Here is a 14415-nt window from a genome sequence, read left to right as displayed (position 1 = left end):
CATGTCCGCACCAGCGCCGTCCCCGCTGGCCATCGTCGACGCCGAGCCCCTGCCGCGGCAGGACGAGGTCCTGACCGAGGCGGCCCTCGCCTTCGTGGCCGAGCTGCACCGCCGGTTCACGCCCCGGCGTGACGAGCTCCTCGCCCGCCGCGCCGAGCGCCGCGCCGAGATCGCCCGCACCTCCACGCTCGACTTCCTCCCGGAGACCGCCGCGATCCGCGCGGACGACTCCTGGAAGGTGGCCCCCTCCCCCGCGGCCCTGGACGACCGCCGGGTCGAGATCACCGGTCCCACCGACCGCAAGATGACCGTCAACGCCCTGAACTCCGGCGCCCGGGTGTGGCTCGCGGACTTCGAGGACGCCTCGGCGCCGACCTGGGAGAACGTCGTCCTCGGGCAGGTCAACCTGGCCGACGCGTACACCCGGAACATCGACTTCACGGACGAGAGGTCGGGCAAGTCGTACGCGCTCAAGGCCGCCGAGGAGCTCGCCACCGTCGTCATGCGCCCGCGCGGCTGGCACCTGAACGAACGGCACCTGGTCGACGCGGACGGCACGCAGGTCCCCGGCGCACTCGTCGACTTCGGCCTGTACTTCTTCCACAACGCCCAGCGGCTGCTCGACCTCGGCAAGGGCCCGTACTTCTACCTCCCGAAGACCGAGTCGCACCTCGAGGCGCGCCTGTGGAACGACGTCTTCGTCTTCGCCCAGGAGTACTGCGGCATCCCGCAGGGCACCGTCCGCGCGACCGTCCTGATCGAGACCATCACCGCGGCGTACGAGATGGAGGAGATCCTCTACGAACTCCGCGACCACGCCTCCGGGTTGAACGCGGGCCGCTGGGACTACCTGTTCTCCATCGTCAAGAACTTCCGTGACGGCGGCGCGAAGTTCGTCCTGCCGGACCGCAACGCGGTCACGATGACGGCCCCGTTCATGCGCGCCTACACCGAACTCCTCGTCCGCACCTGCCACAAGCGCGGCGCGCACGCGATCGGCGGCATGGCGGCCTTCATCCCCTCGCGCCGGGACGCCGAGGTCAACAAGGTCGCCTTCGAGAAGGTCCGCGCCGACAAGGACCGCGAGGCGAACGACGGTTTCGACGGCTCCTGGGTCGCCCACCCCGACCTGGTCCCGATCGCCATGGAGTCCTTCGACAAGGTCCTCGGCGACAGGCCGAACCAGAAGGACCGGCTGCGCGAGGACGTGCACGTCGAGGCCGCCGACCTGATCGCCGTCGACTCGCTGGAGGCCAGGCCCACGTACAACGGTCTGGTCAACGCCGTCCAGGTCGGCATCCGGTACATCGAGGCGTGGCTGCGCGGGCTCGGCGCGGTGGCCATCTTCAACCTCATGGAGGACGCGGCCACCGCCGAGATCTCCCGCTCGCAGATCTGGCAGTGGATCAACGCGGGCGTCGAGTTCGAGAACGGCGAGAAGGCCACTCCGGAGCTGGCCCGCAAGGTCGCCGCCGAGGAGCTCGACAGCATCCGCCGGGAGCTCGGCGAGGAGGCCTTCGCGGCCGGCCACTGGCAGCAGGCCCACGACCTGCTGCTCCAGGTCTCCCTCGACGAGGACTACGCCGACTTCCTGACGCTGCCGGCGTACGAGCAGCTCAAGGGCTGACGTCCTCCGGAGCGGCCTTGTCCGAGTGGCCCAGGGGCTTCCCCGGGGCCACTCGGTCGCGTACGGCCCGCTTCACCGCCGTGGGCTCCGGGAAGCCCTGCTCGCGCCGGTCCCAGACGACCTCGCCGTCGACGCGGACGACGAACACACCGCCCGTGCCCGGCTTGAGGGACAGCTCACCCAGCTCCGCCTCGAAGGTGGTGAGCAGCTCCTGCGCCAGCCAGGCCGCGCGGGGCAGCCAGCGGCACTGGGTGCAGTACTCGATCTGTACGACGGGACTCATCCGAGGTGCACCGACCAATCCTGTTCCGCGGCCGGTCTGCCGTGCAGGTCGGGGACCCGCTTGAGCCAGTTCGGCCGTCCTTGTTCCGTCCGCGCCGCCCGCTGGGCCTCCTCGGCGGCGAGCTCCTCCCGGCTGGGGAAGTCGGTGGGGAGCCAGTCGGCGGAGGCCCGCACGCGCGCGTGCAGGTAGTCGACGTACGCCTCGCGCATCTCGGCGGGCGTGGCGAAGTCCGTCAGCCAGGCGTCCGGCACCTCGGCGACGATCTCCCGCAGCAGCTCGCGCGTCACTTTCGGCGCCAGTTCGGCGTCGGCGGCCCGTACGTCGGGGCCGTAGGCGCCGAGGGCGTGGTGGCGGAAGTCGTAGCGCCTGGCGGGCTCCGAGCCGTCCCAGCGGTGGTGGAAGACGAGGGCCGCGCCGTGGTCGATCAGCCACAGCCGCGGGGGTGCGACGCCGAGCGTCGGCCAGACCATCAGGTTGGAGCTGTGCACGGTGCGGTCGACGTTCACGGTCAGCGCGTCGAGCCAGACCACGCGGCCCGCCTCCAGCGGATCGACGCGGCAGTGCCGGGCGACCTCGGGGGTGAAGTCCCTGGCGCCCGGGAGGTAGTCCATGCCGAGGTTCACCCCGGCGCTCGCCGTGTGCAGATCCCGCACCTCCTGGTGCGGCTCGCTGTCGGCGATCGCCGGGTCGAAGCGCACCAGGACCAGTTCGGGGAAGCGCAGTCCCAGCGCCCGCGCCAGCTCACCGACGATCACCTCGGCGACCAGCGCCTTTCGCCCCTGGGCGGAGCCGGTGAACTTCACGACGTACGTCCCCAGGTCGTCGGCCTCGACGACAGCGGGGACGGAGCCGCCGGACCGCAGCGGGGTCACGTATCGAACAGCAGTCACTTCGCGCAGCACACCGGTCAGGGTAGTTCAGCCCCGGCCACCGCCAGCGGGTTGGGCAGCGGCAGGTAGCGGGCGTCCGCCCCGTCCGCCCCCGTCCACCTCAGCAGCAGGTTCGTCTTGCCGGGCAGCGTGGGCGCGGTGAGCAGGGCGGCGGCCTCGGGGAGCTCGTGGCGGGACAGTTCGCGGCGGGCGGCGGGCCAGGGGTCGAAGCCGGGCCGGCGTGCGGCGAGGGCCGCGGCGACCTCGCACAGGTGGTTCACGACCAGGCAGTACACCAGCCGTTCCCACCCGGCCGCGCGCGGCACGTCCGACAGCAGCTTCACGCCCTCCGCGTCCCGGAACAGCGCCTGCACGGGCATGCCGTCGGCGTCCACGGCGACCAGGGTGTTCTGCAGGTGCGCCTCCAGTACGACGCCGTGGTCGGCGAAGGCCGCGAGGGCGGGCGGGACGACCGCGCCCAGGTACGCCTCCCACCAGGCGGCCGGGTCCTCGACGGTGTCGAGCGGACTGCCCTCGAAGCCCTCCACGAGGGCCGCGGCGAGCAGCGGGGTCGCCCCGGGCATCACATGCCCGCGCAGGCCGTCACGGACCAGTACGGCGAGTTCCTCGAAGGCGAAGTCGGCGGTGCGGTGGCCGCGGTCGCTCAGCCAGGCGGCACGGCCGGGCATCGCGGAGAAGGCGCTCGTGACGGCCTCGTCCGTACGGCGGAGTTTGAGCAGGTCGTGGCGCCAGAGCCGCCGGATGTCGTTGGTGATGCGGACGTCCAGGCTGAACTTGAGGAAGAGGTCCCGGGAGGGGGCGTACACCGTGCGGATCGCGGCCGTGGGCCAGGTGTCGAAGGCGGTCGTGCCGAGCCGGACCAGGCGGCCGTCCGCGAAGGCCTCCTGGCAGCTCACGAGGGCAAGCTGCCAGGGGTGCGCGGGCAGCAGCCGGTAGCCGGGCGGGGCCTCGCCGAGCGCGTCCAGGGCGGTGGTGTCGCCCTCCTCGACGACGGCGTCCTCACGCACCCCGAGCAGGACCAGCGGGAAGCGGGCATGGGCCTCGGGGGCGTACGGCAGCCAGGCGGCGGCCGGGCCGCCGCCACGGGCCTTGGGCGCCGGGTGGTGGGGGTGACCGGTGACCAGGGACTGCTCGGAGCGCAGATACGGGTCGCCGGGGGCCGTCACCCGGTCGCGGGCCGTGAGCAGGGCGGCCACCGCGTCCCGGCTGTCGATCATCTCGGCGGGCAGTTCATGGTTGGACACGCCGGTGTGCCGGGTCAGTTCCTCGGCGACGAGCTTCACGAGCTCGGTGTGCCCGATGCGTCGCCACCCCTCCGCCGTGCGCACCTCGGGCTCGGCGGGCCGCCGCTCGCCCCGCACCCTGAGCAGGCGCCCGCCGGGCAGCCGGTACACGTGGCGCTCGCCGGGTCCCGCAAGGGGCACGGCCACCTCGCGCAGCAGGCAGTTCAGCAGGGGCGCCGCCGCGTACGCGTCGGCGCGGGGTGCGACGTCGGTGCCGGCCGGCGGGGGCAGGAGATCCACGCGGTTCACTCGTTCTCTACGGTTCATCTGGGGCGATGACGATCAGTATGTCTGCCGTGACCGACCCGCTGTGACACCAGTCGTACCCGAGGGAGTCCACCCGTGCACCGTCCCCGCGCCGCCGAGGCCCGGTTCGCCGAAGAGCTGGCCGTCCTGCGCCCCGACCTGGTGGCGCGGTACGCCGCCGAGCTGCCCGGCGCCCGCGCGGCCGTTTTGTCCCGGCTGTGGCGCGGGCTCACGCACGAGCCGCTGCCCTGGGTCGCGGCGCGGGAGACCGGCCGGGAGGGCCTGACCCTGCGCCTCGCGGACGGCCGCCGGCTGCACGGCCCGCACCCGGACCCGTTCGCCACCGCCGCCCGGGTCACCGTCGTACGGCTCGACGAGGTCGCCCACGACGATCCGGCGCGCCTGATGACCGCTCTCGGCGTCCCGCACGGCGCGGACTTCGCGGCCGAACTCGCGGACAGCGTGGCGTCGTTGGCGCTGTCCAGGGCAGGGCAGCCGACCCGCGCGCAGGGGTGGCCGACGCACGACTGGGAGTGGGAGCAGCGGATCGTGGACGGGCACCCCTACCACCCCAACTGCCGTTCCCGGCCCGGCTTCTCGGTGGCCGAGCAACTGGCCTACGCGCCCGAGCACCGGCCGCTGGTGCCCCTGGGGTCGGTCCCCGTGCCGGTCGAGGAGTGCCTGGTGACGGGCGACTGGCCGACGGAGATGCGGGACGGGGGACGGCTGTTGCTGCCCGTGCATCCGTGGCAGGCGGAACACGTACTGAAGCGGGCCGTCCCCGAAGGAGTCGGCGCCCACCCGCTGATGTCGCTGCGCACCCTCGCGGTGGCCGGCGGACCGCATGTGAAGACCGCGCTCAGCGCCCGGCTGACCTCGTCGGTGCGGGACATCTCCGTCTACTCGATCAGCGTGTCGGCGACCCTCTCGGAGTTCGCGGAGACCCTGGCGGAACGGATGGACGGGCTCCTGCACTTCACCCGCACCCTGGGGGCGGCGACGGCCGACTCCCCCGACCTGGCGGCCGTGTTGCGCGAGTCCCCCCAGGTGTACGGCGACCGGGTCCTGCCCGTGGCGGCCCTCGCCACCACCGGGCTGCCCGGATCCCCGGTGTGGCTGGCCGAGTTCGCCCGGCTCGCCCTCACGGCCGGGCTGCGGCTCCTGGAGCTCGGCGTCGCCCTGGAGGCACACGGGCAGAACCTCCTCGTGGTCCTGTCCGAGTCGGGAGCGCCCCTCCGGCTGGTCTACCGGGACCTCGCCGACATCCGGATCAGCCCGGCCAGGCTGGCCCGGCACGGCATCCCGGCCCCGGCACTGTCCGGGCGGGTCGTCACCGACGACGAGACGACCCTGCGGCGCAAGCTGTTCGGCTCCCTGGTGGCCGGGGCCCTCGCGGCCACGGCGGGTTCGGCGCCGGCGTTGCGCGGGGCGCTGGAGTCGGCCGTACGGGAGCTGCCGCGCACCCCCGATCTGGTCGCGCTGCTCGAACAGCCGCTGCCCGCGAAGGCGTTGACGCTGATGCGGCTGTCGCCGGGGACTCCGGGCGACCAGTGGACCTCGCTGCCCAACCCCCTTGTCTGAGCGGCCGTTTCGGACGGAGGGGCGGCCGTTTCGAAGCTCGACGGAGCGACCGGCTCGGGGCTGGCTGAGCGGCCGAAGAGGAGCCCGGTGAGCGGCCGTTTTGGAGCCCGGCGCACCTGATCAATAGGATCCGGCGATGATCACAAGAAAACGGCCGGCGGCGGGAGTGTGCGCTCTGCTCGCCGCCCTGACGGCCGGGATCGTCTTCCCGGTCGCGGCGGTCGCCGGTGAACCCACGAGCGGCACCGCCCCGCAGGTCGACCTCGTCCTCGACGTGAGCGGCTCGATGCGGACGGCGGACATCGACGGCGGCACCCGGATGGCGGCGGCGAAGCGGGCCTTCAACGAGGTGCTGGACGCGACGCCCGAGGAGGTCCAGCTCGGCATCCGGACCCTCGGCGCCAACTACCCCGGCGACAACCAGAAGACGGGCTGCAAGGACACCGCGCAGCTCTACCCGGTCAGCACGCTGGACCGCACCGAGGCCAAGACACAGGTGGCGACCCTCTCGCCCACCGGCTGGACTCCGATCGGGCCCGCCCTGCTGAAGTCCGCCGGTGACTTCACCGACAGCGCCTCCTCCAAGCGGATCGTGCTGATCAGCGACGGCGAGGACACCTGCGCCCCGCTGGACCCGTGCGAGGTGGCCCGCGAGATTGCCGCCAAGGGCATCGGGCTGACCATCGACACCCTCGGTCTGGTCCCGAACACCAAGATGCGGCAGCAGTTGAGCTGCATCGCGGAGGCGACCGGCGGGACCTACACCTCGGTCGAGCACGCCGACGAACTCACCGACAAGGTCAACCAGTTGGTGGACCGCGCGGCCGACCCGGTGGTGACCCCGGTGGCCACCGAGGGCGCCGGCACCTGTGCCGCGGCGCCCACGCTGAAGTCCGGGCTGTACACCGACCGCGAGGAGTTCGCCCGGCAGCGCTGGTACCGGGTGGACGTCGACCCCGGCCAGGAGCTGCGGGCCTCGGTGAGCGTGGGGGCCGACCGGGCCGTGAACCCCTCGTACGGGGTGCTGCTGCGGGCGGTCACCGTGCACGGCCGGGAGATCGTGCGCGGCGAGGCGGCGGGCAACGGCCGTACGGACGTGATCTCCACAGGGCTCAGGTACCCGAAGGCGGAGAGCGACGACGAGGACGCCCCGGCCGAGACCGTGTGCCTCCAGGTCACCAACTCCTTCTCGGCGGCCGCCGGGGTGAAGACCACCCCGGGTCTGCCGCTCGAGCTGACGGTCGACGTCGTGGACGGGCCGTCGCAGGCGAGCGACGTGGCCTCCTTCGGCCTCGGACGCGGCTGGTGGCTGCTCGGTGTGCTGATCCTCGCCGGTTTCGTCGCCGGTCTGCTGTGGGGCTGGCTGTCACGCTGGCGGGTCGCGGTCTGGAGGACCAACTGATGCGGATCACACGCGCGTTGAGCGCTTCCCTGCTGCTGCTCGCCCTGGCCGCCGCGCCGGCCGTGGCCGACTCCTCGCCGACGCCGACGGATTCGGCCTCGGCGGACGGTGACGCGCCCACTCAGGCGGGCACGTCGTTCCGTACGGCGACCGAGATCGAGCAGGGCGAGACCGCCACGGCGAGCGGCTCCACGGGCGACTACCTGTACTGGTCGTTCCCCGCGGACGCCGGCCTGCGCCCCACCGTCGAGGCCACGGTGAAGCTGCCCGACACCCACGCCGCGCAGACCTGGCAGATCGACGTGTACGACGGACTGCGCCGCCGTCAGTCCTGCCAGTACGGCGCCCAGACCCGCACCGCCGCGCAGGACGCCCCCTCGGTGGAGCTGGCCTGCACCCTGCGCACGGTCCGAGCCTGGTCGGAGACCTGGGCCAACGACCCGCTGCCGGGCACCTACTACGTCCGGCTGACGGCCGTCGGTCTCACCACGGCCGACCTGGGTCTGCCGGTCGGCACCGAGGTACGGGTCGACTCCAAGGACATCGGGGGGTCGGCCGCGGTGGACGGTTCGCTCGCCGAGCCGCTGGTGCCGGGCATCGCCGTGAAGTCCGAGGCACAGGAGGACGGTTCGCAGGACTCGTCCGCCGTGCTGTCCGCCATCGAGCCCGAGGACGGCTGGTCCTCGGGCTGGTGGTCCGACCGGTGGGTGTGGACCGCGATCGGCGGTGTGCTCGCCGCGCTGGCGGGGGTCGGCGGATACGCGCTGACCCGTGGTGCGGGGCGGCCCTCCCGGGTGCCACCGGGCGCCTGACCGCTCATCGAGAAGGCCCGCTCCGGCGGGCCTTCTTCGTTCACCCCGCCCGCAGTGCCTTGGCGATCGTGCCGTCCCCGGTCACCTCGACCCGCCCGTCCCGCACCGCGTCCGACAGGCTCGACTCTCCCCGGCTGACCGCCTCGCAGGTCCGCGCGTCCAGGACGAGACGGGCGTCGGGCTCACGGGGGGCCGGTCCGTCGCCGTACGCCGGACCGTCCGGTGCGCCACCGACGTACAGGTGGAACTCCCCTTCCTCCAAACGCACTTCGACGAGTCCCTCGCCGTCCAGTGCGCGCAGCAGCGGCAGCGCGAACCAGTGGGCGCGCACGGCGTCGGTGGGCCGCCGGTCGCCGAGCTCGGGTCCGCCCCAGGTGCCGAGGGCCTGGAGCACCGGCAGCAATTCACGTCCGCGCGGGGTGAGTTCGTAGACGTAGGCCGCGCCGGGCGGGGGCAGCCTGCGGCGGGTGGCCAGGCCGTCGCGCTCCATGTCCTTCAGCCGTGAGGCGAGTACGTCCGTGCTCACGCCGGGCAGGTCGGCGTGCAGGTCCGTGTAGCGGCGCGGCCCTGACAGCAGTTCCCGGACGATCAGCAGGGTCCAGCGGTCGCCGACGAGGTCGAGGGCGCGGGCCGCGGAACAGTACTGGTCGTAGCTTCGGCGAGGTGACATGCGACGCAGTCTAGACAAGTCGTTGGACTTTCCAAGCTCCTACTTGGTAAAACCAAGCAACACAGGAAACCGGAGAGGCGGCAGCGCATGGAGTTCCGGCAGTCGAGCAAGCTCAGCGAGGTCTGCTACGAGATCCGCGGTCCGGTGATCGAGCACGCCGACGCACTGGAGGAAGCGGGCCACAGCGTGCTGCGCCTCAACACCGGCAACCCCGCGCTGTTCGGCTTCGAGGCGCCGGAGGAGATCCTCCAGGACATGATCCGGATGCTCCCCAAGGCGCACGGCTACACCGACTCACGGGGCGTCCTCTCCGCCCGCCGGGCCGTGGCCGGGCGCTACCAGACCCTGGGTCTCGAGGTCGACGTCGACGACGTCTTCCTCGGCAACGGCATCTCCGAGCTGATCTCCATGGCCGTACAGGCGTTGGTCGAGGACGGCGACGAAATCCTCATCCCCGCCCCCGACTTCCCCCTCTGGACGGCGGTCACCACGCTCGCCGGCGGCAAGGCGGTCCACTACCTCTGCGACGAACAGGCCGACTGGTACCCGGACCTGGACGACATGGCGTCGAAGATCACCGACCGCACCAAGGCCGTCGTCATCATCAACCCGAACAACCCCACCGGCGCGGTCTACCCGAAGGAGGTCATCGAGGGCATCCTCGACCTCGCCCGCCGGCACGGACTGATGGTCTTCGCCGACGAGATCTACGACCAGATCCTCTACGACGACGCGGTGCACCACTCGGTCGCCGCGCTCGCCCCCGACCTGGTCGTGCTCACCTTCTGCGGGCTGTCCAAGACGTACCGGGTGGCCGGCTTCCGCTCGGGCTGGCTGGTCGTCACCGGGCCCCGGCAGCACGCCAGGAACTACCTGGAGGGCCTGACCATGCTGGCCTCCATGCGGCTGTGCGCCAACGCCCCGGCGCAGTACGCCATCCAGGCCGCGCTCGGCGGCCGCCAGTCCATCCACGAACTGACCGCGCCCGGCGGCCGGTTGTACGAGCAGCGCACGGTGGCCTGGGAGAAGCTCAACGAGATCCCCGGCGTCTCCTGCGTGAAGCCGAAGGGCTCGCTGTACGCCTTCCCGCGCCTCGACCCCAAGGTCCACAAGATCCACGACGACGAGAAGTTCGTCCTGGACCTGTTGCTGCGGGAGAAGATCCAGGTCGTCCAGGGCACCGGCTTCAACTGGCCGACACCCGACCACTTCCGCATCCTGACGCTGCCGCACGCGCAGGACCTGGAGGCGGCGATCGGCCGGATCGGCCGGTTCCTGAGCGGATACCGGCAGTAGCGGGTGGTGTTGACGGGATTCACGTTCGAGGAGAGCGGGGATGCCATAGAGTGCGGCCACTGATCCGCAGGGCCAAGGGATGGGGGGATCCCGGGTGTTCTCGTCTCGTCGCCGTGCCGCGCAGGCGCCCTCGGGCTTACGGGTCCGGCTCGTCCTGCTCGTCCTGAGCGTCGGCTTCATCGGCAGTCCCTGGGCACAGGGGCCGGTGTGGGACCTCTACGAGCGGAAGTTCTACATCGAGGGGTCCGACAGCAAGACCCTGCGCCGACTCCTCGAAGCCGCGTTCGTCCCCGCCTGGGACACCTCGGACGCCCGGTACGGCACCACGGCCGGACTGGTCGTGAACGACCTCGCCGTCCTGTTCCTGATCGCTGTCCTCGCCCTCCTCGTGTGGCGGATGTCGGCCCGCGGCAGGCCGGGCCTGCTGCGCTGTCTGATCGCGGGCGCGATCGTCTCGGTGGCGTCCAACCTCGTGTGGTGGGGCCTGCACACGGCCTTCGTCCCCGAGGTCCGGCTGGCGCCGGCCGACCTGATGCTGGACTACCTGCTGCCCAGCGGCCTGCTGTTCGGCCTGGTGGCGGGCGCACTGCTCGTGCTCCTGACCGGCGGGCCGCGCCGGGCCTGGTCCGGGAGCTCCGTCGGCGCCCTCACGGCGCCGCTCCGCCGCTGGAGAGAAGGAGGGCTCGGCATGACGACCGCGCCGGTCCACATGCCGGTCGGGAGCGCGCCGGGTGACGTCACCCGGTATCTGTGCGCCGCGGCCTACACGGACGAGGGCTTCGCCGAGCGGGTGGTGGAGGACCTCCTGGCCGACGAGGCCGGCGCCGTGGCGCCCTCGCCCGACGTCGACCTGGTCATGGTCGTGCGGCACTGTCTGACCGCCCAGGACATGCGCCGGCGCCGCGATCTGCGGCTGACCTCGGCCTTCGCCGTCCTGGCGGTGTTCGCGCCCCTGTGGCTGGTGTTCGTCACGGTGTTCCTGTCGGCGAGCCAGTGGGCCGGCGGACGGCCGAGCCGGGCCACCCGGGGCCGCCACCAGCCCGAGAACAGGGTGCTGGTGGGCGCCGCGATCACCACGGGCGTCACGGTGCTGGTCGCCTTCGCCTTCGGCGTCCTCGTCTCGGCACTGCCCGCCCCCGGCTTCGTGAGCTGGCTGCTGGGCGCCTATCTGGCCGGAGTCCCGGCCGCGCTGCTGTCCCTCGCCACGGCGGCGTTCGCCTACGTCACCGTCGTACGCCACGACCTCGACGTCGACCGGCTGCTGCGCACCACCATGACGCGCGAGGCCTTCGCCCGGCAGCCGCGGCCGACCGTGCCGCGGCGCAAGTGGATGGCGGAGCGGCTGGCCGCCATCCGGGCGGCGCAGGACGGGAACGTCACGGTGTACAGCGGGTACACGCCCTTCGTCGGTTACGCCAAGGCCGCCGCGCAGTGGTCGATCGCCGTGCCGCTGCTGCCCGCCGGGGACCCCATGGGCAGGGTCGCGCGCCCCGTGGGGCCGGAGGCCTTCACCGTCACCGAGCTGGTCGACCAGGTACGCGCGCGACTGCGGGCGACCGCCACGCGCGGCACGCAGGACGGGACGGCGGCGGACCTCGCCGAGTCCCTCGCCTCCCTCGTCGTCGAGGACCGCGTCTTCGTGAGCGGCACCAGCATCGGCGACGACGAGCGGTTCATCGGGGTCCGGAGCCTCACCCCGTCCGCACGGCTGTCGGCCGAGGAGGTCGAGCGGATCACGGAGCGTCCCACCGGGGCGGTCCGCCACTACCTCGCGGTCCATGTGCCGCTGTGGGGCGGGGACGTCGTGCCGAGCGTGTTCCTGCACTTCTCGACCACGGGACGGACGCTCCATCTGCACTGCAGCAACCACGTGCTCGGTCCGGTGCGCGCCGACTACCACGTCGTGGACCGGCTGCGCGGGCCCCTTACCCCCGCGGCGCGGCGCGGACTGCTGCTGGACGCCGTCCCCCGCACCGGGAAGGCCTTCTACGCGGCGCCGACGCGGGCCCTGCGGCAGGCCCGCTTCGACGAGCGGCACAGCAGACGGATGGTGGACGAGCTCAAGGCCCTGGAGCAGGACCCGGTCTACGACTTCGGCGCCCGCGTGAGCGTCCGGGAGCTGGCGCTGAGCCCGGACTACCACAACTACTTCCAGGTCGTGGACGCCACCCGGATCACCTCCCTGGTGGAGCGGCACACCCTCGCCGCGATCCGCGAGTTCCTCGACGCGCGCGGCTACGACATCACCGACTTCCGCGCCCAGCAGCAGACCATCCTCAACCAGGGGCTCATCCAGCAGGGCGGGACGAGCATCATCGGCAACCAGGCGATCGGTTCCGGCTCGACCGCCACGCAGAACGTCTCCGGGCAGCCCGGGGCGGCGGCCACGGGTGCCGTCGGTGGCTCCGGCAAGTAGCGCGGACAGTCGGTTTCGGTGAGCAGGAGATCCTCATGACGGGCAACGACGACGGACGCCAGGACCCTCCGGTCAACAACGGCGTCATGATCAGCGGCGGCACCCACCACGTCGGCAACCAGGCCGTGGGGCACCGCGCGCAGGCCTTCTCCGGCTCGGTCTCCTTCCAGCCGCAGGACGCCGAGCGCACGGCCGAACTCCTCGCGCTCGTCGAGCGGTTGCTGGCGGAGCACCGGGCGGCCCTGGCCGACCCCGACGCCACCACCAGGGAGCTGCGCCGCCTCCGCGAGGAACTCGAGGAACCCGAACCCCAGCCGACGGTCCTGCGCCGCGCCCTCGACCGCCTCAACGAGTTCGTGCAGCCGGTGACCCCGCTGGTGGTGGCGGTGGGCCAACTCGCCCAGTCGGTGCAGGGGTTGCCGGGGGTCTGAGGGAGGGATCCGTCCGGCCCACCCGGCACGGGGGGTCGGTCCCTCGGGGCGGGCGGCCCTTCCCGCCGCGTCCGGCCCGGGCCGTCCGGCCCAATCCGTCCTGCGCGGCACCGGGTCCCTGTGGGACGGTGCTGGGAGGCGAGCGGGAAAGGTCGGGCGCGTGGGTGATCTCTTTCTGGTGCGGCACGGTGAGACCGAGTGGTCGCGGTCCGGGCGGCACACCGGCGTGACGGACGTACCGCTGACCGAGCGCGGCCGGGAGGAGGCGCGCCGCCTGGTGCCGCTGATCCGCTCCCACCGCATCGGCGCCGCCTTCGTCAGCCCCCTCCAGCGGGCCCGGGAGACCGCGGAGCTCATCGGGCTGCACGACCTGCGGGTCGACGTGGATCTGCGCGAGTGGGACTACGGCGGCTACGAGGGCGTCACCACCGTCGAGATCCAGCGGGAGCGTCCGGACTGGTTCCTGTTCACGGACGGGGTGGCGCCCGGCCCGCCCGAGCACCCCGGGGAGAGTCCGGAGCAGGTCGGCGAGCGGGCCGACCGCGTGCTGGCCAAGGTGGACGCGGCGCACGCGAACACCGAGGGGTGCGTGGTCCTGGTGGCGCACGGTCATTTCCTGCGGGTGCTCACCGCCCGGCGGCTCGGGCTGCCCGCCTCGGCCGGGGCGCTGTTCCAGTTGGCCACGGGGACGCTGTGCCGACTGGGCACCGAGCACGGGCGGCCGGTGATCGCCGGGTGGAATGTCAGACCCCCGTCGTAGCCTTCAAAAGCGGAGGGGGCCGGTGATCCGTACGGCCGTCGTACGGCCCCTCGCCCGGAAGGAGCACGCCGTGTCGCGACCGCCCACCGCCGCGCAGCGGCGTGTCATCGACGCCGCCGACCCGGTCACCGGGCGGCTGCGGGGCACCGAGGCGCAACTGGACGCGCTGGTGAGGCGCGGGCTGGCCTTCCGCCATCCGAGACCGCCCCATGACCACTTCCTGACACCGGCCGGACACCGCGTACGGGAGACGGTCGAGGAGGCGCCCGCGCAGGCCGAGGCCCCGGCCGCCGACGTGTTCTCCGCGCACATCGGCGGCACCGAGGAGCCCGCGGACACCGGACCGGCCCGGACGCGCGAGGTGCACAGCGCCTGGCAGGGGCTGCTGGAGCTGCGCCGGATGACCAACCCCGACGGGGCCACCGACCGGCCCTGCGGCTGGGAGCGCGCGCATCTGGTGCAGGCGGCCGCGCTGGCGCTGGAGGCGGCCGGGCACACACCGGAAGCGGGGGGCTCGTCCGGCTACCGGGTGCGCGCGACCCCGCAGCCCGAGGCGGTGGCCGTGCACGCACCGGACGGCGAGACCCTGCGGGCCTGCGCGATCACCCTGGAGCGGGCCGGCTGGCAGGCCGGTGAGTACACGCAGCCGCGGACCAGGGCCCGGTACCTGCTGGCCTCGCCGCGCCGGGTGTAGGGGGCGCATGTCAGGATCGGGTGC

13 protein-coding genes are annotated in these 14415 nt (G+C 72.8%); 9 read left to right on the top strand and 4 right to left on the bottom strand.

What is annotated here, in order from left to right; translation table 11 throughout:
• The first annotated feature begins 1 nt into the window (after position 1).
• Entirely contained in the window at positions 2–1627 is a 1626-nt protein-coding gene (gene aceB / locus ACZ66S_RS16475; protein WP_469902214.1) for a malate synthase A, read from the top strand.
• Here the strand turns inward: aceB and ACZ66S_RS16470 are convergent.
• From ACZ66S_RS16470 to ACZ66S_RS16460, 3 genes are read right to left on the bottom strand one after another with little or no spacing between them, the layout of a single operon-like run.
• Complete coding sequence (locus ACZ66S_RS16470) at positions 1617–1910, bottom strand: Rdx family protein (protein ID WP_469902213.1); 294 nt, start codon at positions 1908–1910, stop codon at positions 1617–1619. The genes aceB and ACZ66S_RS16470 overlap by 11 nt on opposite strands.
• Positions 1907–2812, bottom strand: a complete 906-nt coding sequence (locus tag ACZ66S_RS16465; protein WP_469902212.1) for a HipA family kinase — start codon at positions 2810–2812, stop codon at positions 1907–1909. Before ACZ66S_RS16465 ends, ACZ66S_RS16470 begins: the two co-directional genes overlap by 4 nt.
• Before the next feature lie 5 nt (positions 2813–2817).
• The gene (locus ACZ66S_RS16460) at positions 2818–4332 is read right to left on the bottom strand and encodes an IucA/IucC family protein (protein WP_469902211.1); all 1515 of its coding nucleotides are present in this window, start codon (positions 4330–4332) and stop codon (positions 2818–2820) included.
• Positions 4333–4425: 93 nt separating this feature from the next.
• Here ACZ66S_RS16460 and ACZ66S_RS16455 point away from each other — a divergent pair, with 93 nt between their 5' ends.
• From ACZ66S_RS16455 to ACZ66S_RS16445, 3 genes are all read left to right on the top strand, one after another.
• Positions 4426–5910 carry an IucA/IucC family protein gene (locus ACZ66S_RS16455; RefSeq protein ID WP_469902210.1) on the top strand — a complete coding sequence of 495 codons (1485 nt, stop codon included), beginning with the start codon at positions 4426–4428 and terminating at the stop codon, positions 5908–5910.
• A gap of 136 nt (positions 5911–6046) precedes the next feature.
• Positions 6047–7312 (top strand): VWA domain-containing protein, encoded by a 1266-nt coding sequence (locus tag ACZ66S_RS16450; protein ID WP_469902209.1) that lies wholly within the window; start codon positions 6047–6049, stop codon positions 7310–7312.
• Positions 7312–8124 carry a hypothetical protein gene (locus ACZ66S_RS16445; protein WP_469902208.1) on the top strand — a complete coding sequence of 271 codons (813 nt, stop codon included), beginning with the start codon at positions 7312–7314 and terminating at the stop codon, positions 8122–8124. The genes ACZ66S_RS16450 and ACZ66S_RS16445 overlap by 1 nt, the downstream gene beginning before the upstream one ends.
• A 40-nt stretch (positions 8125–8164) precedes the next feature.
• Here the strand turns inward: ACZ66S_RS16445 and ACZ66S_RS16440 are convergent, their stop codons facing one another.
• Positions 8165–8794 carry a winged helix-turn-helix transcriptional regulator gene (locus tag ACZ66S_RS16440; protein ID WP_469902207.1) on the bottom strand — a complete coding sequence of 210 codons (630 nt, stop codon included), beginning with the start codon at positions 8792–8794 and terminating at the stop codon, positions 8165–8167.
• Between the two features lie 87 nt (positions 8795–8881).
• Here ACZ66S_RS16440 and ACZ66S_RS16435 point away from each other — a divergent pair, with 87 nt between their 5' ends.
• The 5 genes from ACZ66S_RS16435 to ACZ66S_RS16415 all read left to right on the top strand — a co-directional run bounded on the left by ACZ66S_RS16435 (position 8882) and on the right by ACZ66S_RS16415 (position 14391).
• Positions 8882–10090: a pyridoxal phosphate-dependent aminotransferase gene (locus ACZ66S_RS16435; protein WP_469902206.1), complete on the top strand. Its 1209-nt coding sequence runs from the start codon at positions 8882–8884 to the stop codon at positions 10088–10090.
• Between the two features lie 94 nt (positions 10091–10184).
• Positions 10185–12506, top strand: coding sequence for a hypothetical protein (locus ACZ66S_RS16430; protein ID WP_469902205.1), 2322 nt, complete (start codon positions 10185–10187; stop codon positions 12504–12506).
• 35 nt (positions 12507–12541) lie between these two features.
• Positions 12542–12937 (top strand): DUF5955 family protein, encoded by a 396-nt coding sequence (locus ACZ66S_RS16425; RefSeq protein ID WP_469902204.1) that lies wholly within the window; start codon positions 12542–12544, stop codon positions 12935–12937.
• 160 nt (positions 12938–13097) lie between these two features.
• Positions 13098–13697 (top strand): histidine phosphatase family protein, encoded by a 600-nt coding sequence (locus tag ACZ66S_RS16420; RefSeq protein WP_469902203.1) that lies wholly within the window; start codon positions 13098–13100, stop codon positions 13695–13697.
• 70 nt (positions 13698–13767) lie between these two features.
• The gene (locus tag ACZ66S_RS16415) at positions 13768–14391 is read left to right on the top strand and encodes a hypothetical protein (protein WP_469902202.1); all 624 of its coding nucleotides are present in this window, start codon (positions 13768–13770) and stop codon (positions 14389–14391) included.
• Positions 14392–14415: the final 24 nt, after the last annotated feature.

It is taken from the genome of Streptomyces sp. NPDC107471 (genome assembly GCF_055582845.1).
This window is presented reverse-complemented; position numbering and strand designations above follow the sequence as displayed.